Origin of the sequence: Halorubrum sp. SS7 (genome assembly GCF_005435055.1) — an archaeon.
Taxonomy (GTDB): domain Archaea; phylum Halobacteriota; class Halobacteria; order Halobacteriales; family Haloferacaceae; genus Halorubrum; species Halorubrum salinarum.
This window is the reverse complement of sequence record NZ_SGXV01000001.1, coordinates 436,952-461,834: the sequence shown is the minus strand read 5'-3', so window position 1 is coordinate 461,834 and position 24,883 is coordinate 436,952. Positions and strand designations below refer to the sequence as shown.

The 24,883-nt window shown below is 70.6% G+C and carries 24 protein-coding genes; 10 read left to right on the top strand and 14 right to left on the bottom strand.

All coding sequences use genetic code 11. The features are described 5' to 3' along the window. Positions 1-59: 59 nt before the first annotated feature. Positions 60-2,735, bottom strand: a complete 2,676-nt coding sequence (locus EXE44_RS02345) for a heavy metal translocating P-type ATPase (protein WP_137715798.1) — start codon at positions 2,733-2,735, stop codon at positions 60-62. Positions 2,736-2,958: 223 nt separating this feature from the next. On the opposite strand from EXE44_RS02345, the gene EXE44_RS02340 reads away from it, so the two are divergent. The 3 genes from EXE44_RS02340 (at position 2,959) to EXE44_RS02330 (ending at position 4,727) form a co-directional block, all read left to right on the top strand. Beyond that, positions 2,959-3,729, top strand: a complete 771-nt coding sequence (locus EXE44_RS02340; RefSeq protein ID WP_137715797.1) for an MOSC domain-containing protein — start codon at positions 2,959-2,961, stop codon at positions 3,727-3,729. A gap of 146 nt (positions 3,730-3,875) precedes the next feature. Continuing rightward, entirely contained in the window at positions 3,876-4,070 is a 195-nt protein-coding gene (locus EXE44_RS02335) for a cold-shock protein (RefSeq protein ID WP_004045866.1), read from the top strand. Between the two features lie 117 nt (positions 4,071-4,187). Further along, positions 4,188-4,727 carry a hypothetical protein gene (locus EXE44_RS02330; protein ID WP_121562360.1) on the top strand — a complete coding sequence of 180 codons (540 nt, stop codon included), beginning with the start codon at positions 4,188-4,190 and terminating at the stop codon, positions 4,725-4,727. 46 nt (positions 4,728-4,773) lie between these two features. Here EXE44_RS02330 and EXE44_RS02325 read toward each other — a convergent pair whose 3' ends face one another. Continuing rightward, the gene (locus EXE44_RS02325; RefSeq protein ID WP_137715796.1) at positions 4,774-5,733 is read right to left on the bottom strand and encodes an oxidoreductase; all 960 of its coding nucleotides are present in this window, start codon (positions 5,731-5,733) and stop codon (positions 4,774-4,776) included. Positions 5,734-5,928: 195 nt separating this feature from the next. On the opposite strand from EXE44_RS02325, the gene EXE44_RS02320 reads away from it, so the two are divergent. Both EXE44_RS02320 and EXE44_RS02315 read left to right on the top strand, forming a co-directional pair. Then, positions 5,929-8,379 carry a DNA topoisomerase VI subunit B gene (locus tag EXE44_RS02320; protein WP_137715795.1) on the top strand — a complete coding sequence of 817 codons (2,451 nt, stop codon included), beginning with the start codon at positions 5,929-5,931 and terminating at the stop codon, positions 8,377-8,379. Next, positions 8,380-9,465, top strand: coding sequence for a DNA topoisomerase IV subunit A (locus EXE44_RS02315; RefSeq protein WP_137715794.1), 1,086 nt, complete (start codon positions 8,380-8,382; stop codon positions 9,463-9,465). A gap of 37 nt (positions 9,466-9,502) precedes the next feature. Here the strand turns inward: EXE44_RS02315 and EXE44_RS02310 are convergent, their stop codons facing one another. Continuing rightward, positions 9,503-9,739 (bottom strand): CDGSH iron-sulfur domain-containing protein, encoded by a 237-nt coding sequence (locus tag EXE44_RS02310; RefSeq protein WP_137715793.1) that lies wholly within the window; start codon positions 9,737-9,739, stop codon positions 9,503-9,505. 77 nt (positions 9,740-9,816) lie between these two features. Between EXE44_RS02310 and msrB the strand changes: the two genes are divergently transcribed. After that, the gene (gene msrB / locus EXE44_RS02305) at positions 9,817-10,227 is read left to right on the top strand and encodes a peptide-methionine (R)-S-oxide reductase MsrB (RefSeq protein WP_137715792.1); all 411 of its coding nucleotides are present in this window, start codon (positions 9,817-9,819) and stop codon (positions 10,225-10,227) included. A gap of 46 nt (positions 10,228-10,273) precedes the next feature. On the opposite strand, the gene EXE44_RS02300 is transcribed toward msrB, so the two are convergent. The 5 genes from EXE44_RS02300 to EXE44_RS02280 all read right to left on the bottom strand — a co-directional run bounded on the left by EXE44_RS02300 (position 10,274) and on the right by EXE44_RS02280 (position 14,314). After that, positions 10,274-11,026 (bottom strand): sensor histidine kinase KdpD, encoded by a 753-nt coding sequence (locus tag EXE44_RS02300; RefSeq protein ID WP_137715791.1) that lies wholly within the window; start codon positions 11,024-11,026, stop codon positions 10,274-10,276. Between the two features lie 65 nt (positions 11,027-11,091). After that, complete coding sequence (locus EXE44_RS02295; protein WP_137715790.1) at positions 11,092-12,246, bottom strand: acyl-CoA dehydrogenase family protein; 1,155 nt, start codon at positions 12,244-12,246, stop codon at positions 11,092-11,094. 103 nt (positions 12,247-12,349) lie between these two features. After that, positions 12,350-12,670: an antibiotic biosynthesis monooxygenase gene (locus tag EXE44_RS02290; RefSeq protein ID WP_137715789.1), complete on the bottom strand. Its 321-nt coding sequence runs from the start codon at positions 12,668-12,670 to the stop codon at positions 12,350-12,352. A 19-nt stretch (positions 12,671-12,689) separates the two neighbouring features. Continuing rightward, entirely contained in the window at positions 12,690-13,829 is a 1,140-nt protein-coding gene (locus EXE44_RS02285; RefSeq protein WP_137715788.1) for a pyridoxal phosphate-dependent aminotransferase, read from the bottom strand. Continuing rightward, positions 13,826-14,314 carry an Lrp/AsnC family transcriptional regulator gene (locus tag EXE44_RS02280; protein ID WP_137715787.1) on the bottom strand — a complete coding sequence of 163 codons (489 nt, stop codon included), beginning with the start codon at positions 14,312-14,314 and terminating at the stop codon, positions 13,826-13,828. The genes EXE44_RS02285 and EXE44_RS02280 overlap by 4 nt, the downstream gene beginning before the upstream one ends. Positions 14,315-14,454: 140 nt before the next feature. Between EXE44_RS02280 and EXE44_RS02275 the strand changes: the two genes are divergently transcribed. Continuing rightward, on the top strand, positions 14,455-15,318 hold the full coding sequence (locus EXE44_RS02275) for an aldo/keto reductase (RefSeq protein WP_137715786.1): 864 nt from the start codon (positions 14,455-14,457) through the stop codon (positions 15,316-15,318). A gap of 23 nt (positions 15,319-15,341) precedes the next feature. Here the strand turns inward: EXE44_RS02275 and EXE44_RS02270 are convergent, their stop codons facing one another. Together EXE44_RS02270 and EXE44_RS02265 are read right to left on the bottom strand one after the other, a co-directional pair. Next, positions 15,342-16,151 (bottom strand): hypothetical protein, encoded by an 810-nt coding sequence (locus EXE44_RS02270; RefSeq protein ID WP_137715785.1) that lies wholly within the window; start codon positions 16,149-16,151, stop codon positions 15,342-15,344. A 66-nt stretch (positions 16,152-16,217) separates the two neighbouring features. Continuing rightward, positions 16,218-17,570 (bottom strand): adenylosuccinate synthase, encoded by a 1,353-nt coding sequence (locus tag EXE44_RS02265; RefSeq protein WP_137715784.1) that lies wholly within the window; start codon positions 17,568-17,570, stop codon positions 16,218-16,220. Between the two features lie 295 nt (positions 17,571-17,865). Between EXE44_RS02265 and EXE44_RS02260 the strand changes: the two genes are divergently transcribed. Beyond that, the gene (locus EXE44_RS02260; protein ID WP_004045854.1) at positions 17,866-18,171 is read left to right on the top strand and encodes a hypothetical protein; all 306 of its coding nucleotides are present in this window, start codon (positions 17,866-17,868) and stop codon (positions 18,169-18,171) included. Between the two features lie 78 nt (positions 18,172-18,249). Here EXE44_RS02260 and EXE44_RS02255 read toward each other — a convergent pair whose 3' ends face one another. Further along, on the bottom strand, positions 18,250-20,394 hold the full coding sequence (locus tag EXE44_RS02255; RefSeq protein WP_137715783.1) for a hypothetical protein: 2,145 nt from the start codon (positions 20,392-20,394) through the stop codon (positions 18,250-18,252). A gap of 128 nt (positions 20,395-20,522) precedes the next feature. Next, positions 20,523-20,996: an NUDIX hydrolase gene (locus EXE44_RS02250; RefSeq protein ID WP_137715782.1), complete on the bottom strand. Its 474-nt coding sequence runs from the start codon at positions 20,994-20,996 to the stop codon at positions 20,523-20,525. A 106-nt stretch (positions 20,997-21,102) separates the two neighbouring features. Between EXE44_RS02250 and EXE44_RS02245 the strand changes: the two genes are divergently transcribed. Beyond that, a complete protein-coding gene (locus EXE44_RS02245) occupies positions 21,103-21,591 on the top strand; it encodes a cupin domain-containing protein (RefSeq protein ID WP_137715781.1) in 489 nt (162 codons plus the stop codon). Between the two features lie 51 nt (positions 21,592-21,642). Here EXE44_RS02245 and EXE44_RS02240 read toward each other — a convergent pair whose 3' ends face one another. Together EXE44_RS02240 and EXE44_RS02235 are read right to left on the bottom strand one after the other, a co-directional pair. Continuing rightward, on the bottom strand, positions 21,643-22,620 hold the full coding sequence (locus EXE44_RS02240) for a transcription initiation factor IIB family protein (RefSeq protein ID WP_137715780.1): 978 nt from the start codon (positions 22,618-22,620) through the stop codon (positions 21,643-21,645). Between the two features lie 270 nt (positions 22,621-22,890). Continuing rightward, positions 22,891-23,547: a hypothetical protein gene (locus EXE44_RS02235; RefSeq protein ID WP_137715779.1), complete on the bottom strand. Its 657-nt coding sequence runs from the start codon at positions 23,545-23,547 to the stop codon at positions 22,891-22,893. 112 nt (positions 23,548-23,659) lie between these two features. On the opposite strand from EXE44_RS02235, the gene EXE44_RS02230 reads away from it, so the two are divergent. Continuing rightward, the gene (locus EXE44_RS02230; RefSeq protein ID WP_137715778.1) at positions 23,660-24,835 is read left to right on the top strand and encodes a Xaa-Pro peptidase family protein; all 1,176 of its coding nucleotides are present in this window, start codon (positions 23,660-23,662) and stop codon (positions 24,833-24,835) included. The last annotated feature ends 48 nt before the right edge of the window (positions 24,836-24,883 follow it).

Genomic DNA, 24,883 nt, shown 5'->3' with positions numbered 1-24,883 from the left:
CGCCCCGCCTTGGGGCTTCGGGACGCCGCGCGGGGGAGGAAAACGCGGTTCGGCGCCCGTCAGCGCCGGAGGAACCCGAGGAGTCGGTAGTCGCCCTCGGGGTCGTACCGGCGGAACAGGAGGCTGTTCGTGAGGACGGACACCGACGAGACCGCCATCGCCCCGGCCGCGAGGACGGGCTGGAGCAGCCCGAGCGACGCGAGCGGGATCATCGCGGTGTTGTAGCCGAGCGCCCACACGAGGTTCTGTTTGATCTTCTGGAGCGTCGCGTCCGAGACGCGGATCGCCTTCACCACGTCGAGCGGGTCGTCGCGCATCAGCGTCACGTCCGCGGCCTCGATGGCCACGTCGGTCCCGGAGCCGATGGCGGTGCCGACGTACGCGACCGCCAGCGCGGGCGCGTCGTTGACGCCGTCGCCGACCATCATCGCCCGGCGGCCGTCCGCCTGGATCTCCTCGACGGCGTCGGACTTGTCCTCGGGGAGGACGCCGGCGCGGACGTTGTCGGGGTCGATCCCGACCCGCTCGGCCACGGCGCGCGCGGTGCGTTCGTTGTCGCCCGTGATCATCATCACGTCGACCCCGCGCTCGCGGAGCTGGCCGACCGCGCGCTCCGCGCTCGGCTTCACCGTGTCCGCGTCGGCGACGACGCCGAGGAGCTCCCCGTCGTCGGCGCCGGCGGGCACGCGGGCGACAAGCATCGCCGTCTTGCCCTCGCGTTCGAGCCGCTCCATCGTCTCCGCGGCGGGCGCGGCGTCGACGCCGGCGTCGCGCAGCAGCTTCCGGTTGCCGACGAGGACCTCGTCCCCGTCCACGGTCGCTCGTACGCCGTGTCCGGGCACGTTCTCGAAGTCCTCGGGGTCGGAGAGGTCGAGGCCGCGCGACTCGGCGCCCTCGACGATGGCGCGGGCGAGCGGGTGTTCGCTGCCGCGCTCCGCGCTCGCGGCGAGCCGGAGGACCTCGTCCCCGCGGGCCTCGGCGCCGTCGCCGACCGCCGAGCCCTCGTCCGCCGCCGAGTCGCCGCGCTCGGCGACCGTCCCGCCGTCGGGGAGCGTGCCGCCGTCGTCACCGACGGCGACCACGTCGGTGAGCTCCATCTCGCCCGCCGTGAGCGTCCCCGTCTTGTCGAACACGACGGTGTCGACGTCCTTCGCGCGTTCGAGCACGTCGCCGCCCTTGAACAGGACGCCGTGTTGCGCGCCGATGGTGGTCCCGACCATCGTCGCGGCCGGCGTCGCGAGCCCGAGGGCGCACGGGCAGGCGATCAGCACCGACGAGGCGAAGACGACGATAGCGAACTCGAACACCGAGACGGCCCCGCCGGCCGGTGCGGGCCCGCCCGCGACCTGACCCCACAGCGGGAGTCGGTCGACGAACCCGGCGAGCGCCTCGGGGAAGAGGAACCAGACGACGCCCCAGAACAGCGCGTTCGCGATCACCGCGGGCACGAAGTACGCGGAGATGCGGTCCGCGAGGTTCTGGATGTCGGGCTGGCGGGACTGCGCCTCCTTCACCGTCTGAACGATCTGCTGGAGGGCGGTGTCCGCGCCGACCTTCGTCGCCTCGACGACGAGGAGCCCGTTCTCGTTGATGGTGGAGCCGACGACCTCGTCGCCCTCGGACTTCTCGACGGGGACGGACTCGCCGGTCACCATCGACTCGTCGACGGCGGACTGCCCCTCGACCACGACGCCGTCGGTCGGGATCTGCTCGCCGGGGCGGACCTTCATCCGGTCGCCGACTTCGACCTCCTCGACCGGCACCTCGCGTTCGGTCCCGTCCTCGTCGACGAGGGTGGCGGTGTCGGCCTCCATCTCCAGCAGCTTCCGGAGCGCCTCGCCGGCCTGCCCCTTCGAGCGGGCTTCGAGGTAGTTGCCGAGGGTGATGAAGACGAGGATGAGCGCCGCCGTGTCGAAGTAGACGCTCCCGGCGACCAGGTCGAGGAGGACGGCGACGGAGTAGACGTACGCCGTCGTCGAGCCGAGGGCGATCAGCACGTCCATGTTGGCGCGGCCGTTCGTGACGAGCGCCTTGTAGGAGTTCACGTAGAAGGGGCGGCCGAGCACGACCTGGACCGGCGTCGCGAGCGCGAACGCGACCCAGTGGATCCCGACGCCGAAGAGCCGGTCCGGCACGACCGCGCCCCCGAGCAGCAGGTTGTCGACGAGGAAGAACAGCAGCGGCGCCGACAGCGCGGCGCCGAACAGCGTCAGCCGGAGCTGTTTGCGGATCTCGGCGTTCCGCGCGGCGTCCCGCGCGCTCTCGCCGGACCCGTCGCCCTCGCCGTCGGCCGTCTCGCCGTCGGTCCCCTCGCCCTCTCGGACCGGTGAGTAGCCGGCGTCCTCGACGGCGTCGTACAGCGCCGACAGCGAGGTCTCGGCGGGGTTGTACCGCACCTGCGCCTCGTCGGTCGCGTAGTTCACGTCGGCCTCGACGACGCCGGGCACGGACTCCAGGGCGTCGCGGTTGGCGTCCGCGCAGTTCGCGCACGACATGTCGGTGATCGCCACGGTCGCCGTCTCGGCGACCGCGCCGTACCCCGCCGACTCGATCGCGTCGTAGATCGCTCCGAGCGAGGTCGCCTCGGGGTCGTACTCGACGGTGGCCTCGTCGGTGGCGTAGTTCGCGTCCGCCCGCGAGACGCCGTCGAGCGACTCCACGGCGTCGGACACGCTCGCCGAGCAGTTGGCGCAGCTCATCCCCGTGATGTCGAGGTGGGTGGTCCTGGTGCTCATCTTGGGTAGTACTACGGGCTACACCCTTAGTGCGTTTTCCACTTCGAAACCAAAGGTTCGAGCGGCCGATTTCTTCGAATCGAAAGCGAACGCGATCCCGTGAGCCAAACCGAAATCCACCAATCCCGGAATCGAGTGGAACGACGCCGCCTCCGCGGGGGAGCGAGACTTCGAGACCGCGGTCGACCGAAGGCTATTGGACGCGGCGCCCCCTCCCCGAGGTATGGCTCGCGTGGAGCGACTCACGGTGTTTCCGGTGAAGGGGTTAGACGGGGTCGACGTCGAGGCGGCACGGGTCCTCGACGGCGGGACGCTGGAACGCGACCGCGAGTTCGCGCTGTTCGACGCCGACGGCGACGTCGTCAACGGGAAGCGGACCGACCGGGTCCACGACCTCGCGACCGACTTCGACCCCGAGTCGGGCGCACTGCGGGTCGAAACGCCCGACGGGACCGTTCGGCGGTTCGACCTGGAGGGGGAACCGGCCCGCGCGGCCGCGTGGTTCGGCGACTTCTTCGACGCCGACCTCCGGCTCCGGCGGGACGAGTCGCTCGGGTACGTCGATCGCCGGGACATGGGCCCGTCGGTCGTCAGCACCGCGACGCTGGAGGCGGTCGCGTCGTGGTTCGACGGGATGACCGTCGAGAGCGCGCGTCGCCGGCTCCGGGCGAACGTGGAGGTCTCGGGCGTCCCGGCGTTCTGGGAGGACCGATTTGTCGGCGAGGGGGCCCCAGCGTTCGAGATAGCCGGCGTCCGCGTCGAGGGCGCGACGCCGTGCGGGCGGTGCGTCGTCCCCGAACGCGACCCCGACACCGGCGAGCCGACCCCAGAGTTCCGCGAGCGGTTCGTGCGGCGCCGCGAGGCGACGTTCCCCGAGTGGGCCGACGCGGACGCGTTCGACCACTACTACTCGCTAATGACCATCGCGCGGATCCCGGAACGCGACCGCGGGGAGACGATCCGCGTCGGGGACGAGGTCGCGGTCCGCGAGTGAGAGCGCGGGGGCCTCGCCGCTCGAACGCCGCCGATCGAGCGGCGGAGATCTTCGTATGGGCCGAATACGCGCGCCACAGCGCGTGTGACGGCGGTCCGCCGCAGCACACAACACTTATCACCACGTCGGGAGACAGTTAAGACGCGATGGCGACAGGCAAGGTCGACTTCTTCAACGACACCGGCGGCTACGGATTCATCGAGACTGACGACGCTGACGAGGACGTGTTCTTCCACATGGAAGACGTCGGCGGCCCGGACCTCGAGGAGGGACAGGAGGTAGAGTTCGAGATCGAGGAGGCGGACAAGGGTCCGCGCGCGACGAACCTCACTCGGCTGTAGCTCGGTCGCGGCATCCGCTACCGACGAACTCGGACAGCTCTCGAAACGCGTTCCCCGTATATTACCGCCGCGAGCGACGGCGCCGCCGTTTTGGTCGCCGGGCCTGAAATCCCGGCCATGGAGCCCGCCGAGCTCGACGCGTTCGTCGCCGAGAACCTCGACCGCTACGCCGAGACGCAGGGCGTCCTCCCGGAGCGCTTGGCGGAGTTCGGGGAGGCGTACCGGTCACAGGGACACCTCACGCGCGAGCAGCTCTACGAGATCGCCTACGAGTCCTCGACTCGGAGCGCCTATCACGTCGAGAAGAACCCCGAGTCCCGGTGCCGCGAGGTGACGCGGAACGCCCGCGCGGTGGACGGGGACTTCTCGACGATCCACCTGATCACCGGCCTCGCCGGGTTCAAGGCGCCGACCGCCTCGTGCGTGCTGGCCGCGCTCGACGGCGACCGGCACGCCGTCGTCGACACGCGCGTCTGGGCGTCCTTAGAGCGGCTCGGCTACCTCGAGGGCCGGAAGGAGTCGTTCGACGCCGCCGATTACGTGACGATGATCGAGCCCATCCGCGACATCGCCGCCGAGACCGGGCACCGCGCGGTCGACGTGGGGTACGCGCTGTTCGCGCACGACGCGCACGTCCGGGAGGGGACGCTCCACTGAGCGGCGCGCGGGGACGGCCGCCGGCGACACGAGGCGCGGCGACTGCCTACACCGGGTACTCGACGCCGGTCGCGTCGGTCGAGTACGCCCAGAGCTCCCGGGCGTCGTCGCGGTCGTAGGAGGCGTCGTTCGAGCGCCCCACGGTCGGGTGCCCGCGCATGTTCATCAGCCCGCCGGGCTCGACGTAGGCGCCGCCGTCGACGTCGGTCGTCGCCGCGTACAGCATCGGCTCGACGCCGATGTCGGCGTCCTGGCCCAGCACCGCGTTCGCGGCCTTCATCCCGACCTTCATCAGGGGATTCCCGCTCTCCTCGGCGGTGCGCATCTGGAGGTTCGTGTCCGTGTATCCCGGGTGGCAGGCCACGCTGCGGATCCCCGGGCCGTCCCCCTCGTCGTCGGCCGCGTCGAGGCGGCGCTGGAGCTCGTAGGCGAACAGCAGGTTCGCGAGCTTGCTGCGCCCATATGCCTGCCACTTCCCGTAGGAGCGCTCCCAGTTGAGGTCGGAGAAGTCCATCTCGCCCTGCTCGTGGGCGCCCGACGACTGGGTGACGACGCGCGCGTCGCCGCCGACCCCCTCGGCGGCGGCGAGGAGGTCGAACAGCCGCCCCGTGAGCGCGAAGTGGCCGAGGTGGTTGACGCCGAACTGCGTCTCGAACCCGTCCTCCGTCTCGCTTCGCGGGATGGCCATCACGCCGGCGTTGTTACAGAGGACGTCGACGGCGCCGTAGTCGTCCGCCAGCCCCTCGGCGAACGCCTTCACCGAGTCGAGCGAGGCGAGGTCGCACTCCCGGACGTCGAGGTCGCCGTCGGGGCTTCCCCGGACCTCGGACCGGATCTCGTCGGCCGCGTCCTCGGCGCGCTCGACGCTCCGACACGCCATCACGACGGTCGCGCCCTTCGCGGCGAACTCCCGGGTGCCCGCGTAGCCGAGCCCGCTGTTCGCGCCGGTGACGACCACCGTCTTCCCGTCCAGTCGCGGCATCTCGTCGGCCGTCCAATCCGTCATGGATCGGGAATGGGGCGTCGCAGTGAGAAACCTGTCGGCGGGCGAACCGGCTCCACGAAGCCGTCCCGTAGCGCGGTGAGACGCCCTGATAGAGCGACCCACACGCCCGGACGAGACGGCGTCTGACGCCGGACTCCACTTTCACCGCGCCGCCGGTGCGTTTTTAGGTGCCTCGGGGGAAGGGAGGGATACCGAATGACGTCCTTCCAGTCGACGATCGGCGACGAGGAGGGGATCGCGGAGGAGCTGGCCGAGGGCCAGCGCGAGATCTCCATCGCCGAGTTCTTCGAGAAGAACAAACACATGCTCGGGTTCGACTCGGGCGCCCGCGGGCTCGTCACCGCCGTCAAGGAGGCGGTCGACAACGCCCTCGACGCGACCGAGGAGGCCGGCGTCCTCCCCGACATCTACATCGAGATAGAGGAGGTGGGCGACTACTACCGGCTCGTCATCGAGGACAACGGGCCGGGGATCACGAAGGAACAGCTCCCGAAGGTGTTCGGGAAGCTCCTGTACGGCAGCCGGTTCCACGCACGCGAGCAGTCGCGCGGACAGCAGGGGATCGGCATCTCGGCGGCCGTGCTCTACTCGCAGCTGACCTCCGGCCAGCCGGCGAAGATCACCTCGCGCCCGAAGGGCCAGTCGCGGGCGCAGTACTTCGAGCTCATCATCGACACCGACACGAACGAGCCGGAGATCCAGGCCGACGAGGAGACGACGTGGGACCGCCCGCACGGCACCCGGATCGAGCTGGAGATGGAGGCGAACATGCGCGCCCGACAGCAGCTCCACGACTACGTGAAACACACCGCGGTCGTCAACCCGCACGCGCGGCTCGAACTCCGCGAGCCGGGGCTCGACGAGCCGATGAAGTTCGAGCGCGCGACCGACGAGCTGCCGGCGGAGACGAACGAGATCCGTCCCCATCCGCACGGCGTCGAGCTCGGGACGCTGATCAAGATGCTGGAGGCGACCGAGTCGTACTCCGTCTCCGGGTTCCTCCAGGAGGAGTTCACCCGGGTCGGCAAGAAGACCGCCGACAGCGTGATCGGTAACTTCCGCGACGTGTACTACGGCCGCGAGCTCGCCTGGTCGCCGCCGCGCGCCCACGACGACCGCGACGTGGCGGCCGCGGTCTCGGAGGCCGTCGCGAACAAGGGCGAGGCGGCGACGACCGCCTTCGCCGAGGGCGTCGCCGAGACGGTGGGGAACAACGACCGGGTCGCACGGTCCGAGGTCGCCGAGATCGTCGACAACACCGCCGAGACAGTCGCCGACGACACGGGCAAGACGTTCGGCGGAACCGTCCGCGAGAACGCGGTCAACGCCGCGTGGCGAGCGGTCACCGGACTCGGCGACGACGCGGACGAGGGCGGGTCGGACGGCGACGACGGCGACGCGGAGTCGCCGCTCGTCCCCGACGTGTACGCGCTCGTCGACGAGGCGACGTCGACGCGGAAGGACGACGCGGCGGTCCAAGCGATGGCCGAGGCGCTCGCGCGCCGGTTCGAGAACGTCGACGGCGACGCGTTCCGGATCACCCGCGACGACCTCGAACGGCTCGTCGCGGACGCGGCGTCGTTCGTCGCCGAGCAGCGCGACGCGACGTTCGGCGAGACCGCGCGCGAGAACGTGGTCGAGGCGTTCTGGTCGCGGGCGCGGACGGTGCCGGACGACCCGCCGAAGGTGAAGGCGATCGCGGGCGACCGCGACGCCGCCGCCGACCTGCTCGAAGCGATGCGGACCACGGACATCCTCGCGCCCCCGACCGACTGCCTCGCGCCGATCACGGCGGAGCTGGTCGAGGCCGGGCTCCGCAAGGAGTACGACGCCGACTTCTACGCGGCCGCGACCCGCGACGCCGACGTCCACGGCGGGGACCCGTTCATCGTCGAGGCCGGCATCGCCTACGGCGGGTCGATCCCGTCAGAGGGGTCGGTCGACCTGCTCCGGTTCGCGAACCGCGTCCCGCTCGTCTACCAGCGCGGCGCCTGCGCGACGACGGACGTGATAAAGGGGATCGGGTGGCGGAACTACGGGCTCGACCAGCCCGGCGGTTCCGGGATGCCGAACGGACCGGCCGTCATCAGCATTCACGTCGCCTCCACCAACGTGCCGTTCACGAGCGAGTCGAAGGACGCGCTCGCGAACGTCCCGGAGATCGAAGACGAGATAGAGCTCGCGGTGCGGGAGGCCGCCCGCGAGCTGAAGTCGTACCTCAGCAAGCGGCGCTCGATGCAACAGCGCCGGGAGAAACAGGACGTGCTGGGTCGGATCCTCCCCGAGATGGCCGACAAGGTCTCGGAGGTCACGGGCCGACCGCGCCCCGACATCGACGGCGCCTTGGCGCGGATCATGAACAACGTGAGCGTCGAGCGCGAGGTGAACGGCGAGACGGTGACGCTCGTCGTCGAGAACCACTCCGACGTGAACGAGCAGCTGGAGATCACGGACATCGTCTCGACCGAGCCGACCGACCTCTCGGACGGGACGGTGGTGGACATGGACGGCGAGTGGTTCGTTCAGTGGAAGCCCGAGGTGCCCTCGGGCGACGAGCGGGAACTGACGTACGCGGTCGACGGCGACGCGGAGTTCGAGGTCAGCGTCGGCGGCGTGGAGACGGAGAAACTGACGGTGAACGCCTAAATGACGACAGAAAGCGACGCACGAGACGAGCTGATCGACCTGGCGGCGGACTTCTACGACCAGTTCGCGGCGGGGTCGATCCCGGAGATGACGCTCCCCACGCGGACGAAGAGCAACATCGAGTACGACGAGGAGAGCGGCGTCTGGACCTACGGCGACCGCACCTCGACGCGCAGCGCCAACTCGGTGCGGGGGGCGCGCAAGCTGTTGAAGGCCGCCTACACCATCGAGTTCCTCGCGAACCAGCTCGACGACGACCGCTCGTCGACGCTGCGTGAGCTGTACTACCTCTCCGAGTCGTGGGACAACGACGAGGCGCAGTTCTCCTCGCAGGACGAGTCGAACGACCTCGTGGAGGACTTAGAGATCGTCACGGGCGTCACCCGCGAGGACTTCCACATGCGCCCGGAGGAGTCGGGCGCGAAGGTGATGGGCCCGCTGGAGATCCGCGAACAGACCAACCGCGGCGACCGCGAGATCCACTGCCAGCTCGACGTGGGGCAGGGCGGCTACCAGATCCCCAACAACCCGGACACCATCGAGTTCCTCGACAACGACGCCGAGTTCGTCCTCTGCGTGGAGACCGGCGGCATGCGCGACCGGCTCGTCGAAAACGGGTTCGACGAGGAACACGACGCCCTCGTCGTCCACCTCGGCGGGCAGCCGGCGCGCGCGACCCGGCGGCTGACGAAGCGCTTCCACGACGAGCTCGACCTCCCGGTGGTGGTGTTCACCGACGGCGACCCGTGGTCGTACCGGATCTACGGCTCCGTCGCGTACGGCTCGATCAAGTCCGCGCACCTCTCGAAGTACCTCGCGACGCCGGAGGCGCGGTTCATCGGGATCCAGCCCGAGGACATCGTCGAGTACGACCTCCCCTCGGACCCGCTCTCGGACTCGGACGTTAACGCCCTCGAATCGGAGCTGGAGGACCCGCGCTTCCAGACGGACTACTGGGAGGAGCAGATCGAGCTCCAGCTCGACATCGGTAAGAAGTCCGAGCAGCAGTCGCTCGCGAGCCGCGGGCTCGACTTCGTCACGGACACCTACCTCCCCGAGCGACTCGGCGAGATGGGCGTGCTGTAGGCGCGACCACCGGCCCGACCGCGGACGGCGGCTCCCGCTACTCGTCCTCGTACCCGATCTCGTCGATCGCGCGCCGCTCGCCGTCCGAATCGTCGTTCGCGTACTTGTAGACGACCCCGTCTTCCTCGTCTGCCGTCGCCTTGTGCGACCCGTCACAGAGCGGTTTCGAGTCCGACAGGCCGCACCGACAGACGTAGATGAGGCCGTCGTCGCCCTTGTCGTCGTCGTCGAGAATCTCCGGGCCCCGCTCCTCGTGCGTGACTTCGCGCGCCATGGTCGCGATTCGGCTCCCACCCGAATACGGCTTGTGACCGCCGCAACCCCCTTGCCCGTGGGGTCCGTACCGGTGGTATGAGCGAGACCGACGAGCGCGACCCGAGCGAGCTGACCGACGAGGAGTGGCGCGAGCGACTCTCCGAGGAGGAGTACCGCGTGCTCCGCGAGAGCGGCACGGAGGCGAAGTTCTCCGGCGAGTACGTCGACCACCACCCCGACGACGGGGAGTACCGCTGTCGGGCCTGCGGCACCGTCCTCTTCGAGGCGGAGACGAAGTACGAGTCCGGCTGCGGGTGGCCGGCCTTCTACGCCGCCGAGGAGGACTCCGTGACGACGACGATAGACACCAGCCACGGGATGCGCCGCACCGAGGTCCGGTGCGCGAACTGCGACTCCCACCTCGGACACGTGTTCGACGACGGTCCGGAGCCGACCGGGAAGCGCTTCTGTATCAACTCGGTCGCGATGGAGTACGACGAGGAGTAGTCGGGCGAGAGGAGGCGAGACCCGCTGATAGCTCCGCGTCGCCCTATCAGGGCTCACACAGCGGGAGCCTGACGACGAAGACGGCGCCCTCCGGGTCGTTGTCCTCGACCCACACGTCGCCGTCGTAGATCTCGACGAGCGAGCGCACGAGGTACAGCCCGATCCCCGCGCCCGGGCTGTCGAGCCCCTTCTCTCCCTTCCCGAATATCTCGTCGCGCTGGTCCTCGGGGACGCCCGGCCCGTTGTCGGCGACCCGGACCTCGGCGACGCCCGCGGCCTCGTCGACGGACGCGGACACCCTCACCTTCGGCGGCGTCTTGTCGTTGTGTTGGACCGCGTTCCGCAGGAGATTTCGGAACACGGAGCTCAGCATCTCGTCGCCGACGACCGCGACCTCGGGGAACGACCCCTCGACGGTGAAGACGGCCTCCGAGTACCCCGACCGGACCTCCTCGACCTGCTGTGAGAGGACGCGGTCGAGCGCGATGCGACTCGGCTCGACGTCCTCGCGGAGCATCACCTCCGCGAGGTCCCGGACCGTCGTCGTGAGCGACACGGCGCTCTGTGTGTTCCGCTTGATCACGTCCAGGTACTTCTCCCCCTCCTCGTCGACGTGGTCGTCGAGCAGCTCGGCGTACGCTCCGACGAGCTGGAGGTCGTTACGGATGTCGTGTCGCATCACCTGGTTCAGCAGCTGTAAGTCGTCGCGCTGGCGCTTGAGCCGCTCCTCGGGGTCCTGATCGCGGGGGGCCTCGACCGCCCCGTCGCCGTCCACGTCGGCGTTCGCCTCTTCGCTCATACCGGACGCTACGGACCCTCGTCGCTTTTATATACCGATCCGGAGGGGGACCCTCCAACGATGGGTTACATCCCCTCGTCGAGCAGCTCGCGGGCGACGATGTTCTTCTGGATCTCGGTGGTGCCCTCGTAGATCTGGGTGATCTTCGCGTCGCGGTAGAGCCGCTCGACGTCGTGGTCGTTGACGAAGCCGGCGCCGCCGTGGACCTGGACCGCCTCGTCGGCGACCTCGACCGCGGTCCGCGAGGCGAACTCCTTGGCCATCGACGCGAGCGCGGTGAGGTCGCCGGCCTCGTTGTCGACCGCCCACGCCGAGCGGTAGGTGAGCCAGCGCGCGGCCTCGGTGTTGGTGTGCATCTCCGCGAGCTTGTGTTTGATCGCCTGGAAGTCGGAGATGGAGCGCCCGAACTGCTCGCGCTCCTCGGCGTACTCCAGCGCCCGCTCGGCGGCGCCGCGGGCGATGCCGACGCCCTGCGCGGCGACCGCGGTGCGGGTCTCGTCGAAGAACTGCATGAGCTGTAAAAAGCCCATCCCGCGCTGGCCGATGAGGTTCTCCTCGGGGACGCGCACGTCGTCGAAGCGCAGCTCGGCGGTGTCGCTCGCGCGGATCCCGAGCTTGCCGGTGATCTTGTCGCGGGTGAGCCCGTCGCGGTCGCCCTCGACGAGGATCTGCGAGTAGCCCGAGTAGCGGTCGTCGATGTCCGGGTCCGTCTCGCAGACGACGACGAAGTAGTCCGCGACCGTGCCGTTCGTGATCCACATCTTCGAGCCGTTGATCACCCACTCGTCGCCGTCCTTCTCCGCACGGGTGGCGACGCTCGTCACGTCCGACCCCGCCTGCGGCTCCGAGATGGCCGACCCCATTACCGCGTCGCCCGCGGTCACCTCGGGGAGGACGCGCTCCTTCTGTTCCTCCGTGCCGAACTCCATGAGCGCCTCCGCGCCGAAGCCGGCGCTGGAGATACAGAGCCCGATGCCGGGGTCGGCCGCGAACAGTTCCTCGGTGAGGATGGCGTTCTCCAGCGACGAGTAGCCGATTCCGCCGTACTCGACCGGGACGTGCGGCGCGAGCAGCCCCATGTCCGCCGCCTTGTCCATGATATCGTGCGGGTACGACTCCTCGACGTCGTACTCGGTCGCGACCGGTCGGATCTCCTCGTCGGCGAACTTCCGGACCTCCTCGCGCAGTTGCTTCTGCTCGTCGGTTAGCTGGAACTCCATACGCGGTCCATCAGGATCGAGCGTGATAATCGTTGGCGAACGTGGAACAATCCGCGAGGAGTTGTTCGTTTACGCGGCTCGCGGTGCGGCGGCGGGGGACGGCTCAGTACTCGCGCTCCTCGCGCACCTCGTAGTGGCGGGCGCGGTCGTCCCAGCGCGCGAGGACCTCGCGGGCCGCCGGCGGGACGTGCGCCTCCCGGAACTCCTCGCCGGCGAACCGCTTCACCGACTCGATCGAGTCGAACCGGAGAACCGTGACGAACTCGACCTCGTCGCCGTCGCCCTCGCGGCGGAGCACGCGCGCGTCGCGGTAGCCGTCGTTGTCCGCGTCGGCGAAGCCGGGTAGGATCTCCTCGCGGAGCAGCCGCTCGTACTCGTCCGCGTCCGCCCGCGCCGTCCAGCCGTGCCAGATCCGGTCGATCATCGCTCTCGGAGGACCCCGGTCATCGGTCCTTGACGAACGCGGCGATCCGGTCCGTCGCCTCCTTCAGCTCGCGCATCGAGGTCGCGTACGAGACGCGCAGGTGCCCCTCTCCACCCTCGCCGAAGACGGACCCCGGGACGACGGCGACCCCCTGGGCGTCGAGCAGCTCCTCGGCGAAGGCCTCGTCGTCGCCGCCGCACTCGGGGAACGCGTAGAAGGCGCCGCCCGGTTCGAACGTGTCCAGCCCCATCTCGTTGAACCGCGAGACGACCAGCCGCCGCCGGCGGTTGTACTCCTCGACCATCCCCGTCACCTCGTCGTCGCAGCGGTCCAAGGCCTCGATCGCGGCGTACTGCGGCGTCGTCGGCGCCGAGAGCATCGTGTACTGGTGGATCCGGTTCATCGCGTCGATCGCCTCCGCGGGACCGAGCGCGTACCCGAGCCGGAGTCCCGTCATCGCGTACGCCTTCGAGAACCCGTTGACGACGACGGTGCGCTCGCGCATCCCCGGCTGCGTGGCGATCGAGGCGTGGTCGGTGCCGTAGGTGAGCGCGGCGTATATCTCGTCGGCGACGACGCGGAGGTCCTCGTCCCGACAGAACGCCGCGACCTCGGCGAGCTGTTCGTCGGTCATCGTCGCGCCCGTCGGGTTGTTCGGGTAACAGAGCACGAGCAGGTCGGCCTCGGCGGCGCCCGCGGCCGCCAGCGACTCCCGGGTGAGCGCGAAGTCGTCCGCGGCGCGCGTCGGGACCGTCAGCCGCTCGCCGCCGGCCAGCTCGATCCCCGGGCCGTAGGAGATGTACGTCGGCTCGTGGACCGCGACGGTGTCGCCGGGGTCGACCAGCGCCCGGAAGGCCAGGTCGACCGCCTCGCTCGCGCCGGTCGTGACGAGCACCTCCGACTCGGGCTCGTACGACTGGTCGTAGCGCTCGTGGTGCGCGGCGATCCGCTCGCGGAGCGCGGCCATCCCGCGGTTCGCGGTGTAGGAGGTCTTGCCCCGTTCCAGCGAGTCGATCGCGGCGGTGCGGGCGGCCCACGGCGCCGAGAAGTCCGGCTCGCCGACCCCCAGCGAGATGACGTCGTCGCGCGCCTCCGCGAGCTCGAAGAACTTTCGGATCCCCGACTCCGGGAGGGTGCGCGCGCGGTCCGACAGCCTCATGGCGACACGGAGAGGCGGTCGTCGTCGTCGCCGTCCTCGAACCGGATCCCCCCGTCCTTGTACGTCTCCATGATGTAGTGGGTCACCGTCTGGGTGACCTCCGGCATCGGCGCGACCTGCTCCGAGATGAACTCGGAGACGTCCTGCATCGTCTCGCCGAGCACCTCGACGGCGAAGTCGTAGTCGCCGGAGACGAGGTGTAAGGCGTCGACCGCGGGGAACTTCGCGATCCGGTCGGCCACCTGCTCGTACCCCGTCTCGCGGTCGAGCTCGACGTTGATCTCGACGACGGCGCGGATCTTCCTCTCCTCGACGCGGTCCCAGTCGACCACGGCCTGATAGCCGTGGACGACGTTGTCCGCCTCCAGCGCGTCGATCGCGTCCGCTACCGCCGCCGCGTCGAGGCCCGTCTGGGCCGCGATGTCGTCGATGTCCTCGCGGGCGTTCCGCGCCAACACGTCGAGTACCTCGCGCTCGGCGTCCATACCCGACGATCGCGCGGGGGCGGTTTATGAGTAGCGACGGACGCAACACGGGCGAGCCCCGGGGCGGCGCCCGACGCCGTCACGGCGCGTCCGCTTCCGGCACCCTCACCGCTTTCCGAATGGCACGCGAACCGCCGCCCATGGCTTCAGACACCACCGGCAGGAGCGAGACGTTCGACATCGGCGGCGAGCTCACGGTCAACCGGCTCGGCTTCGGCGCGATGCGGATCTCCGGCGAGGACATCATCGGGCGCCCCGACGACGAGGAGGCGGCGAAGGACGTGCTCCGGCGGGCGGTCGACCGCGGCGTCGACTTCGTCGACACTGCCGACTCCTACGGGCCGGGCGTCTCCGAGCGGCTGATCGGCGAGGCGCTCGGCGACCCCGACGACGTGGTCGTCGCCTCGAAGGCCGGGCTGCTCCGCAACCGCGAGGGCGAGTGGCTCCCCCACGGCGACCCGGACTTCCTGAAGAATCAGGTGCTGTGTAGCCTCGACCGGCTCGGCACCGACACGATCGACCTCTACCAGTACCACCGTCCGGACCCCGACACCGACTTCGAGGACTCGGTCCACGCGTTCGCGGAGATGAAAGACGCCGGGCAGGTCGCGCACGTCGGCCTCTCGAACGTCACCGTCGAGCAGCTGGAGACCGCGATGGACATCGTCGACGTCGCCACCGTCCAGAACCGCTACAACGTCGGGCACCGCGACGACGAGGACGTGCTGGCCGCCTGCGAGGACCACGGCGTCGGGTTCATCCCGTGGGGCCCGATGTACGCGGTCGACGACGACGAGGCCGGCGACGTGCTCGCCGAGGTCGCCGAGCGCCGGGACGCGACCCCGCAGCAGGTTTCGCTCGCGTGGCTGCTCGACCACTCCGACGCGACGCTGCCGATCCCGGGCACGTCGAGCGTCGAGCACCTCGAATCGAACCTCGGGGCCGCGGACCTGACGCTCACCGACGAGGACCGGGCCGCGCTCGACGCCGTCGACCCGCAGTAAGCGCAGAGGCCCGACCCCGTCGCTCACTCGGCCGTCTCGATCCCGGCCATCTCGGCGACCTTCAGCGCGGTCGCGACGTTGAACGCGAGCCCGAGCGGCGCGGCGACGACCGCGGCCGCGACCGCGCCGCCCGGCCCGGCGTGCGCGAGGAGGCTCACTGGGACCGAACAGACGGCCGTGACGACCGCGACGGCGAGGAAGAACCCGAGCGGCCGGTGGTCGTCGACGAGCGTCCGGGCTCGCCGCGCCGCCGACGCGACCCCTCGGTCCTCCAGCACGAGGACGTAGACGGTCGGGAAGTACAGGTACGAGACGACGAGCGCGGCGAGGACGGCGGCCACGAACAGCGGCGGGAAGAGGAGCAGCGGCAGGAAGAGGGCGCCGAGCGCGGCGACGACGAGCGCTTCGAGGAGGACGAACCGGACGCCGAACCGGCGGACGGCCGCGGCGAAGTCGTACCGGTCGGTCGTGATCGCGGCCGCGACGCTCCCGAAGTAGCCCGCGCTGAGCGCGCCGGAGACGACGACGTACGCGCCGAGCACGGGCACGAGGAGCGGCAGCGGGTCGAGCGAGCCGAACGGGAGCGACACCGTCACCCCGCCGCCGCGGGGCGCGTCGACGAAGCTCCAGAGGTCGTACCGGTACACGGGGAACGACGCGCGCAGGGAGAATCCGTTCGTCCGCCCCGTCGCGACGATGTCCCGAGCGCGCAACAGCGCCGTCGCGAGCGGAACCAGCGCGAGCGGGAGCAGCCGGGGGAGCCGCGAGGCGACGCGTTCGACGAGCGTGTCCGGCGGGTCGGGGGCGGCGGGACCGCTGGAGGGCTGCGACATACCGACGACTGGGCGTCGGGGAACTGAAAACGGCTTCGGCGCGGGCCGACGGAGACGGCGGCCGGGCTACTCGTCGAACGGGTTCGTCAGCTCGACCGTCTCCTCGCGGTCCGGCCCGACGCCGACGGCGTAGATCGGGGTGTCGATCTCGTCGGCGACGAACTCCAGGTACTCGCGGGCCGCCTCGGGGAGGGCGTCGTAGCCCGCCTCGGCGACCGCGGCCGAGTCGAACTCCTCCCACGTGTCGAGCGTCTCGTAGATCGGCTCGCACCGCTCCCACCGGTCGGTGGTGGTCGGCACGGTGTCGGTCTCCTCGCCGTCGATCTCGTAGCCCGTACAGACCTTCAGCTCGTCGAGCCCGGCGAGCACGTCGACGTGGTTGACGGCGACGCCGGTGAACCCGGAGACGCGCGCCGAGTGGCGGAGCATCGGGAGGTCGAGCCAGCCGATCCGGCGCGGGCGGCCGGTAACGGTGCCGAACTCGCCGCCCTTCTCCCTGATCTCGTCGGCGAGGGCCTCCTCGTCGGCGTCGCCGTCGAGCTCGGTCGGCAGCGGGCCCTCGCCGACGCGCGAGAGGTACGCCTTGACGATGCCGACGACCTCGCCGTCGCCCACCGTCGTGACGCCCACGCCGGAGCCGACCGCGGCGGCGCCGGCGGTCGGGTTCGAGGAGGTGACGAAGGGGTAGTTCCCGTGGTCCACGTCGATGTGGGTCCCCTGCGCGCCCTCGAAGACGATCGCGTCGCCCGCCTCGCGGCGGCGGTGGAGGTAGTCGGAGCAGTTGACGGTCATCCCCTCGTCGGCGAGGCGCTCGCCGATCGCGGCGAACTCCTCGTGGAGCGCGTCGACGTCGAAGGCCTCGGCGCGGTCGTCGTCGTCGAGGTCGAGCCCGTACACGTCCTCGACGAGCGCGCGCTTCTGCGGCACGACGTAGTCGAGTTTCTGTCGGAGCGCGTCGGGGTCGAGCAGGTCCGCGACCCGGATCCCGCGCCGGCCGGCCTTGTCCTCGTAGGTCGGGCCGATGCCGCGCCCGGTCGTGCCGACCTCGTCGCCGGCGTCGTCGTCGGCCTTCACCTCCTCCTCGATGCCGTCGAGCACGCGGTGGTACGGCATGATGACGTGCGCCCGGCGAGCGACGCGCACGTCCGGGTCGAGCCCCCGCTCGCGCAGGTCGTCGATCTCGGTGAACAGCGTGCGCGGGTTGACGACGCAGCCGTTGCCCAAGACTCCGACCGTTCCCCGGACCGCGCCGCTGGGAACCAAGGAGAGCTTGTACTCCGCGCCGCCTTCGACGACGGTGTGGCCGGCGTTGTCGCCGCCCTGATAACGGACTACGACGTCCGCGTCCCCTCCCCACCGGTCGACGAGGGCGCCCTTGCCCTCGTCGCCGAGCTGGGAGCCGACGATGGTGAGTGTCATACGACCTGCCGATTCCCCTCGGGGGGTAAAACAGATTACGGTCTGCGACCGCGAGACCACCACGGTCGTGGATCGAAAAATCCCTTCGTCAGATCGAATGCGCTCGTTCGTGTATTCACTTCCCGCTCCGTCCGCGATCGGGGTCGTCGTTCGCGCCCGGACCGTGCGTGTCCTCCGCAGCCGCGCCGCGATCGAACACGTTAACTACTCCCACGTGAAAGCGTGCGATCTGAGCGGGCGTCCCCGGCCGCCGACAGCAACTTTTAAACGGGGGCATGACGAGTTAACATGTGCCATGATAGATCGACTAGAGAAGGAGGTAGACATGCTGGAACGTCACCTCCAGGTCCTGCGGATGGTCATCGAGAACGAGCCGATCGGCATCGTGAAGATGTCGAACGAGACAGGCTACCCGCACCACAAGGTCCGGTACTCGCTGCGCGTCCTCGAGGAGGAGAACCTCATCGAGCCGTCCAGTCAGGGCGCCATCACCACGGAGCGCACCCACGAGTTCGTCGACGAGCTCGACGAGAAGCTCGACGAGACGGTCGACAAGCTCGGCTCCATGCGGATCGACGACGCCGCCGAACTCGAGAACTGATCGGACCTTCGATTTCGCCCGCCGACGCAACTGCCGCGTTTCCGTTCTCCGCGAACTAGCCAGACAGGGTCCCCGCGATTACAGGTCGGGGACCGTCATGTGGAACCCGCCGTCGCGCGCCTCCACGAGACACAGGTGGTACCCCTGCTTGCGCGAGAGCTTCACGAAGCTCGCGCGCTTCGACCGGCTGAACAGGCCCCCGCCGACCGCGTCGCTCGCGGTCTCTAAGGCTCCCGGCTCGAAGAAGCTCTCCGTCACCGCGAACGCCCCCGCGAACGTCTCGTTCGACGCCGCGATGTCGCGCCCGTTCTCGACGAGCGACTCCAGCGTCCCCTCCGCGGTGGGGTCCCGGCTGTCGTTCAGGTCCGCGACGAACAGCGGGTGGCCCATCCGGTCGCGCAACACGAGGTCGAACGCCCGCTGCTCGCGGGTCTCCTCGCCGCCCTCCCGGATCGCGATCGACACCGTTCCGCCGATCTCGGCGCGGTCGATCTCGGGGAGCGCGTCGTAGAGGTCCCGGAGCGTCCCCTCGTTGCCGGTTCCGCGGACCTCGAACGGGAGGTCCTCGACGAGCCAGCGGGTGAACCCGTACTCGATGGTGTCCTCGAGGAACTCCTCGAACGGTCGGCCGTCGACCGCGAGGCCGTCGGTCTCGAAGCTCGTGTGGTGTTCGACCCGGAGGTTCTCGCGGAGCGCGTCCCGGTCGGCGGCGCCCTCGTGGGCGTCGGCGAGCGTCGCGCCCTCCTTCGAGTCGTACCTGATGAACAGGTTGGTCCCGTTGCGCGCCTCGCCCGGCGTGAGCGTCCGCTCCGCGTCCGGGAGCCGCTCCCTAGCGTTCGACAACTCGTCGCGGAGTCGGTCACGCTCCTCTCGGAGGTCTTCGACCTCGGATTCGAGCCGGTCGACCGCCTCGGCCAGCTCGTCGCGCTCCGACTGTATCTCGTCGCGCTCGGCCGCCAGCCGGTCGCGCTCGTCGGCGAGCGACTGCCGCTCCTCCTCGGTCTCCTCCAAGGCCGCCTCGAGCTTCCGCACCCGATCGGGGTCGGCGTCGGTCGCCGCCTCGCGCTTCGACACCGCCGACGGCGTCGACGACGGCGTCTCGGTGGCGCGCGGCGAGGGCGAGCCGCCGTTCGCGTCCGACCCGCTCCGCCCGGTCCGGGCGCGGTCGTCAGCAGAGCGGGAGCGCTGCGCCGACGCCCCGCGCCGCTCTCCACCCGATCGCGGCTCGCCGCCCGCCTCGGAGGGGTCGAGCGCCGGGATCGACTTCTGTTCCCGCCACTCGGCCTCCTCCGAGAACACGTCCTCGGAGTCCGGGGCGTCGCGACCGTCCGAGTCGGCGTCGCCGATCCGGACGGCGTCGGACGCCGGCCCGTCCGTCTCGTCGGTGCCGTCGCTCGGGTCCGCGTCGTCGCGGTCGCTCTCCGCGGTCCGCACGTCGACGCCGGCCGGTTCGTCCGAGCGGTCCGCCGGGGACGGCCCGTCTTCCCGCCCGGCGTCGTCGCCGGGCTCGCCGGGGGTTTCGCGCCCGTCGGCGGGCTCGTCGGCCCCGGCCTCGGGAGCGGTCCCAGGGGCCGCCGGCCCGTCGCTCGGTTCGTCGGCCTCGTCGCTCGCTGCGTCGCTCGCCGGGTCGGATCCGGCGGCCGCGGTCGACTCGGCGGCCGCGCCGGAATCGCCCGCGTCGTCGCCGTCCGGGAGCGGCCGGACGTCGAGGTCGACCTCGTAGACCGTGTAGATCCCGACCTCGTCGGCGGCGAGGTCGAACGCGTCGTCGCCCGTCTCCAGCCGCCGGGCGTTGCCGACGTACGCCGCCGCCATCGACTCGCCGCCGGTGTAGGCGACGTAGTAGTCGCCGGAGAGGACGTTCTCCGAGAGCTCGATGTACCCGGTGAATCCCCCCTGCGAGAGCTTGCGGTCGGCCTCGTCCAGCGGCGTGTCCTTGGTGTAGTACTTCGCCCGCGGCTCGCCGCCGAGCTCCTGCATGGCGAAGAGCACGGGGAGCGCGTCGTCCGGGGCCCGGTAGACGGTCCCGGAGGCGTCGGCGAAGGCGTCGAGCGTCGCGTCGACGACGCCGACGACGCGCCCGTCGACGAGGAACAGCCACCCGGTCCCGTCGGTCGCCGCCCCCGAGAACCCGTCGTCGACGATCCGCCGGAGCCCCGCGAACCCGTCGGAGAACGAGCGGTCGTCCCACTCGGCGATCGCTTCCCGTCGCTGTGCGTCCATCCTTGCGTTTACGTCGCCAACACCGACTCAAATACCTTCCGGAGCGTGAGACGGCCGTCTGACGCCGCGCGCGGCGGTCCGAACCGCTCGACGGCGGGCCCGACGTCTCGGCGCGATGCCCGGCCCGGTCAGTCGGCGTCGACGGCGGCGATCGCCTCGCGGCCGAGCTCGACCACGTCGTCCGGGAGGTCGCTCGCCGCCAGCTCCGCGGCGGTGTACCAGCGCCAGCGCGCCGGGTCGACCTCGTCGTCGCCGTCGGGGGCGATCTCCCGCGAGTCGACGCGGGCGTAGTAGAGGTGGTCGACGTGCTGATGGCCCACCGACCCGTCCTCGTGGACGTTGATGTCGTGGAGCATGAGGTGGGCCGGCTCCGGAAGTCCCCGGGTGTTCGGGCCCGTGATCGCCGACTCCGTCGCGACCAGCTCGGGAGTCAGCCCCGTCTCCTCGCGGACCTCGCGGCGCGCTGCCTCGTGGGGGAGTTCGTCGCGGTCGACGTGCCCGCCGGGCGGCAGCGTGATCCCGAGCCGCTCGTGCTCGTGAAGGGCGGTCGCCCCGTCGTTGACGATGTAGGTCGTCGCCGTGAAGTGGCGAGTCGTCTCCATGGTCTCGGGTGGCGGCGCGTCGCCTTCGCGGTTTCGGCTCCCGGCGGGAGGCCGGCTCCGCTCGGACGACGCGAACGACTTTGGGGGTCCGGCGTGATCGCGGGGTATGCCACCGATCAACGCGGACGAGCTGTCGTGGGCGACGGCCGACGCGGACGTCGCCGCGTGGCGACGGAAGCGGCTGGGCGCCGCGGCGGGCGGCGCCGACCTCGGCTGTAGCCTCTACGAGCTGCCGCCCGGCGAGCGCTCGTGGCCATATCACTACCACGCGGCCAACGAGGAGGCGCTGTACGTCCTCGCGGGCGAGGGGACGCTGCGGCTCGACGGCGAGGCGTACCCGCTCCGGCCGGGCGAGTACGCCGCGTTCACCGCGGACGAGTCGGGCGCGCATCGGGTCGTCAACGACGGGGACGAGGTCCTCCGCTACCTCGTCGTCTCGACGATGCGCGAGCCCGACGTGACCGTGTACCCGGACTCGGAGAAGTTCGGCGTGTACGTCGGCGCGCCGCCCGGGGGCGACGCCGAGCGGTCGCTGTCGGGGTACTACCGGATCGGCGACGACGTGGGGTACTGGGACGGCGAAGAAAGCGGGTGAATCCGTGAGCGACCTTCGAACGCGGCGACGAGCGGCCGCGGCGCGGTAGCGTCAGTTCAGTGCGACCGAGTCCTCGGCCTCGAGGAGCTCGTGGTAGCGGTTCCGGATGGTGACCTCGCTGATGTTCGCGACCTCGCTGACCTCGCTCTGGGTCACCTTCTCGTTGACGAGCAGCGAGGCGGCGTAGACGGCGGCCGCGGCGAGCCCGACCGGCGACTTCCCGGAGTGGATCCCCTGTTCCTTCGCCGTGTCGAGCAGGCTGCGGGCCCGGCGCTCGGCCTCGTCGGAGAGGCCGAGGTCGGAGGCGAACCGGGGCACGTAGCTCTCGGGGTCGGCGGGCTGGATCTCCAGCTTGAGCTCGCGAACGACGTAGCGGTACGTCCGGGCGATCTCGTCCTTCTCGACCCGGGAGACGCCCGCGATCTCGTCGAGGCTGCGCGGCGTCCCCGCCTGCCGGGCGGCGGCGTACAGCGAGGCGGTGGAGACGCCCTCGATGGAGCGGCCTGGGAGGAGGTCCTCGTCGAGCGCGCGGCGGTAGATGACCGACGCGGTCTCGCGGACGTTGTCCGGGAGCCCGAGCGCGCTCGCCATCCGGTCGATCTCGCCGAGCGCCTGCTTGAGGTTGCGCTCCTTGGAGTCGCGGGTGCGGAACCGCTCGTTCCAGGTCCGCAGCCGCTGCATCTTCTCGCGCTGGCGGCTGGACAGCGACTTGCCGTAGGCGTCTTTGTCCTGCCAGCCGATGTTCGTCGAGAGCCCCTTGTCGTGCATCATGTTCGTCGTCGGGGCGCCGACGCGCGACTTGTTGTCCTTCTCCTTGGAGTCGAACGCGCGCCACTCCGGCCCGCGGTCGATCTCGTCCTCCTCGACGACGAGCCCGCAGTCGACGCAGACGGTCTCGCCGTGTTCCGTGTCGGTCGCTAACTGCCCGCCGCACTCGGGGCACCGCAGCTCCTCGTCTTCGGTTGTCGACTCGGTCTCGCTCTCGTCGTCGACGGTCTCGGTCGTGTACGTTCGAAGGTTCTCGCTCATTGGTTTGGTGCGTGGAGGGAACAACGAAACCGAGAGACGGGTCTCGGTGTTTTCCTCACCTTCGGGTAAGTGACCGACGCACTTAAATGTTCGCGTGTCTGGCGTCGCGGAGACACGGCCGAAAACAGCGTGTAGAACCCTGTACAATTCGGAATTCTCGACGGAGGAGACCGACCCACGCAGAGAGGGATCTCGACGGCGCGAGAACGGAAGTTAGTATATAGGCGTTTCGCGAGCCGAGGGCGCTCATCGAGGCGGCCGGCCCGCCGGTCACTCCCCGGTCGCGACCGTCGCGGCCGCGCCGGCGAGGTAGCCGAGGGTCACGCCCAGTCCGGTCACCAACGCGAGGGTCAGAGCGAGGTCGGGGCCCGCGGTGACGCCGGCCGCCTCCGACACCGGTATGCCGTCGCCGTCGGAGATCGGTGCCGTCCCGTCGGTCGCGTGCCGAGTGAGCGGCACGCGAGAGACCCACCACAGCGCGAGCATCGCCGGGAGGTACCCCAGCGTCGCGCTCACGCCGGTCACGGCGCCGGTGAGCGGATCGTCGATACCGAGGTACCGGACGGCGGTGGCGGCGCCGAGACCGAAGGAGAGCGGAACGAAACGGAGCGGCCACAGCGCCGCGTCCGACTGTATCAGCGGGTGCCCGGAGACGACGAGGTTCGACAGCCCCGGCCCCGTTCGCATCCGGATCCAATGGGCGTCGAAGAGGAACCAGACCGACCCTTCGAGCCCCGATATCGGTCCCCCGACCATCCACCGAGCGACCGCCGAGTCACCCGGCGACACGCCGGCGACCGCGAGTCCGACCCGCGTGATCCCCAGTCCGAGCAGCGCCGCGCCGGCCCCGCAGGCGACGGCGACGCGGAGCCACCCCGGCGGGAGCGAGGCTAGCGATCCGACCGTCGTTCGGCCGTCGGTCGCCATCTCGACCCGGCCTTCCCGAGCGAGCGGGATATGCTTTCTCACGGGCCGCGTGCGGGACGGCGATCGGTTCCGCGAGGACAACCGCTTTGGGCGTCGCGCGAGCAGCACGCGTATGAACCGAACGCGGCTCGACGACCGCCTCGCGGACCTCGACACCGACGGCTACCTCCTCGACGCCTCGCAGGAGGACGCCAACCAGCTGTACCTCTCCGGGTTCACCGGCCCCGACCCGTTCCTCACCCTGTACGCCGACGGCGAGGTCCACGTCCTCGTCAGCGGGCTGGAGTACGGCCGCGCGACGACGGAGGCGGCGGCCGACACCGTCGAACGCCACGCGGACTACGACTACGAGTACGGCGGCCGCGAGGAGCGCAACGACATGTACGCGGAGTTCGTCCGCGACAAGGGCGTCGAGTCCGTCTCGATGCCGCCGCGCGGCCCGGTCGGCACCGCGGACGCCCTCCGCGAGCGCGGGATCGAGGTCGCGGTCGACGCAGACGACCGGCTCCAGGCGGTCCGCGCGGTGAAGACCGACGAGGAGATAGACGCGATCCGCGACGCGCAGGAGGCGAACGAGGCCGCGATGCGGGCCGCCGAGGAGCTGATCGCCGGCGCCGACGTGGCGGGCGAGGACGACGACGCGGAGGCGGGCGTCCTGCTCCGCGACGGCGAGCCGCTCACCAGCGAGCGCGTGACCGAGGAGATAGAGGTGACGCTGCTGCGCCACGGCTGCGCGCTCGACGAGACGATCGTGGCCGGGGGCGCGCAGGCCGCCGACCCCCACGACCGCGGCTCCGGGCCCCTCCGCGCGAATGAGGCGATCATCGTCGACATCTTCCCGCGCTCGAAGGCGACGAAGTACAACGCCGACATGACGCGGACGTTCTGCGTCGGCGAGCCGAGCGACGCGCTCCGCGAGTGGTACGACCTCACCGAGCGCGCGCTGGAGGCCGCGCTGGACGCGGTCGAGCCGGGCGCCACGGGCGAGGAGGTCCACGCCGCCGCCTGCGAGGTGTACGAGGAGGCGGGCGAGCCGACGTTCCGCACGGACCCCGAGACGGAGACCGGGTTCATCCACTCGACCGGGCACGGGATCGGCCTCGACGTCCACGAGTCGCCGCGGCTCGCGAGCGGCGGCGAGGAGCTGGAGCCGGGCCACGTCATCACCGTCGAGCCCGGGCTCTACGACCCCGCGGTCGGCGGCGTCCGGATCGAGGACCTCATCGTCGTCACCGAGGACGGGTACGAGAACCTCACCGACTACCCGATCGAGTTCGTCGCCGAGTGAACCGCTGCGGGGCGCCGGGGGGCGCCCGGGACCGCCGTCGGCGCCGCG

Excerpts from the sequence above, each read along its gene's own strand:
- EXE44_RS02310 (WP_137715793.1), bottom strand. The coding sequence starts at position 9,739 with ATGGCGCGCGAAGTCACGCACGAGGAGCGGGGCCCGGAGATTCTCGAC.
- EXE44_RS02345 (WP_137715798.1), bottom strand. The coding sequence starts at position 2,735 with ATGAGCACCAGGACCACCCACCTCGACATCACGGGGATGAGCTGCGCC.
- EXE44_RS02325 (WP_137715796.1), bottom strand. The coding sequence starts at position 5,733 with ATGACGGATTGGACGGCCGACGAGATGCCGCGACTGGACGGGAAGACG.
- EXE44_RS02330 (WP_121562360.1), top strand. The coding sequence starts at position 4,188 with ATGGAGCCCGCCGAGCTCGACGCGTTCGTCGCCGAGAACCTCGACCGC.
- EXE44_RS02300 (WP_137715791.1), bottom strand. The coding sequence starts at position 11,026 with ATGAGCGAAGAGGCGAACGCCGACGTGGACGGCGACGGGGCGGTCGAG.
- EXE44_RS02245 (WP_137715781.1), top strand. The coding sequence starts at position 21,103 with ATGCCACCGATCAACGCGGACGAGCTGTCGTGGGCGACGGCCGACGCG.
- EXE44_RS02255 (WP_137715783.1), bottom strand. The coding sequence starts at position 20,394 with ATGGACGCACAGCGACGGGAAGCGATCGCCGAGTGGGACGACCGCTCG.
- EXE44_RS02230 (WP_137715778.1), top strand. The coding sequence starts at position 23,660 with ATGAACCGAACGCGGCTCGACGACCGCCTCGCGGACCTCGACACCGAC.
- EXE44_RS02285 (WP_137715788.1), bottom strand. The coding sequence starts at position 13,829 with ATGAGGCTGTCGGACCGCGCGCGCACCCTCCCGGAGTCGGGGATCCGA.
- EXE44_RS02265 (WP_137715784.1), bottom strand. The coding sequence starts at position 17,570 with ATGACACTCACCATCGTCGGCTCCCAGCTCGGCGACGAGGGCAAGGGC.
- EXE44_RS02240 (WP_137715780.1), bottom strand. The coding sequence starts at position 22,620 with ATGAGCGAGAACCTTCGAACGTACACGACCGAGACCGTCGACGACGAG.
- EXE44_RS02275 (WP_137715786.1), top strand. The coding sequence starts at position 14,455 with ATGGCTTCAGACACCACCGGCAGGAGCGAGACGTTCGACATCGGCGGC.
- EXE44_RS02295 (WP_137715790.1), bottom strand. The coding sequence starts at position 12,246 with ATGGAGTTCCAGCTAACCGACGAGCAGAAGCAACTGCGCGAGGAGGTC.
- EXE44_RS02290 (WP_137715789.1), bottom strand. The coding sequence starts at position 12,670 with ATGATCGACCGGATCTGGCACGGCTGGACGGCGCGGGCGGACGCGGAC.
- EXE44_RS02280 (WP_137715787.1), bottom strand. The coding sequence starts at position 14,314 with ATGGACGCCGAGCGCGAGGTACTCGACGTGTTGGCGCGGAACGCCCGC.
- EXE44_RS02320 (WP_137715795.1), top strand. The coding sequence starts at position 5,929 with ATGACGTCCTTCCAGTCGACGATCGGCGACGAGGAGGGGATCGCGGAG.
- EXE44_RS02235 (WP_137715779.1), bottom strand. The coding sequence starts at position 23,547 with ATGGCGACCGACGGCCGAACGACGGTCGGATCGCTAGCCTCGCTCCCG.
- EXE44_RS02315 (WP_137715794.1), top strand. The coding sequence starts at position 8,380 with ATGACGACAGAAAGCGACGCACGAGACGAGCTGATCGACCTGGCGGCG.
- EXE44_RS02335 (WP_004045866.1), top strand. The coding sequence starts at position 3,876 with ATGGCGACAGGCAAGGTCGACTTCTTCAACGACACCGGCGGCTACGGA.
- EXE44_RS02260 (WP_004045854.1), top strand. The coding sequence starts at position 17,866 with ATGATAGATCGACTAGAGAAGGAGGTAGACATGCTGGAACGTCACCTC.
- msrB (WP_137715792.1), top strand. The coding sequence starts at position 9,817 with ATGAGCGAGACCGACGAGCGCGACCCGAGCGAGCTGACCGACGAGGAG.
- EXE44_RS02250 (WP_137715782.1), bottom strand. The coding sequence starts at position 20,996 with ATGGAGACGACTCGCCACTTCACGGCGACGACCTACATCGTCAACGAC.
- EXE44_RS02340 (WP_137715797.1), top strand. The coding sequence starts at position 2,959 with ATGGCTCGCGTGGAGCGACTCACGGTGTTTCCGGTGAAGGGGTTAGAC.
- EXE44_RS02270 (WP_137715785.1), bottom strand. The coding sequence starts at position 16,151 with ATGTCGCAGCCCTCCAGCGGTCCCGCCGCCCCCGACCCGCCGGACACG.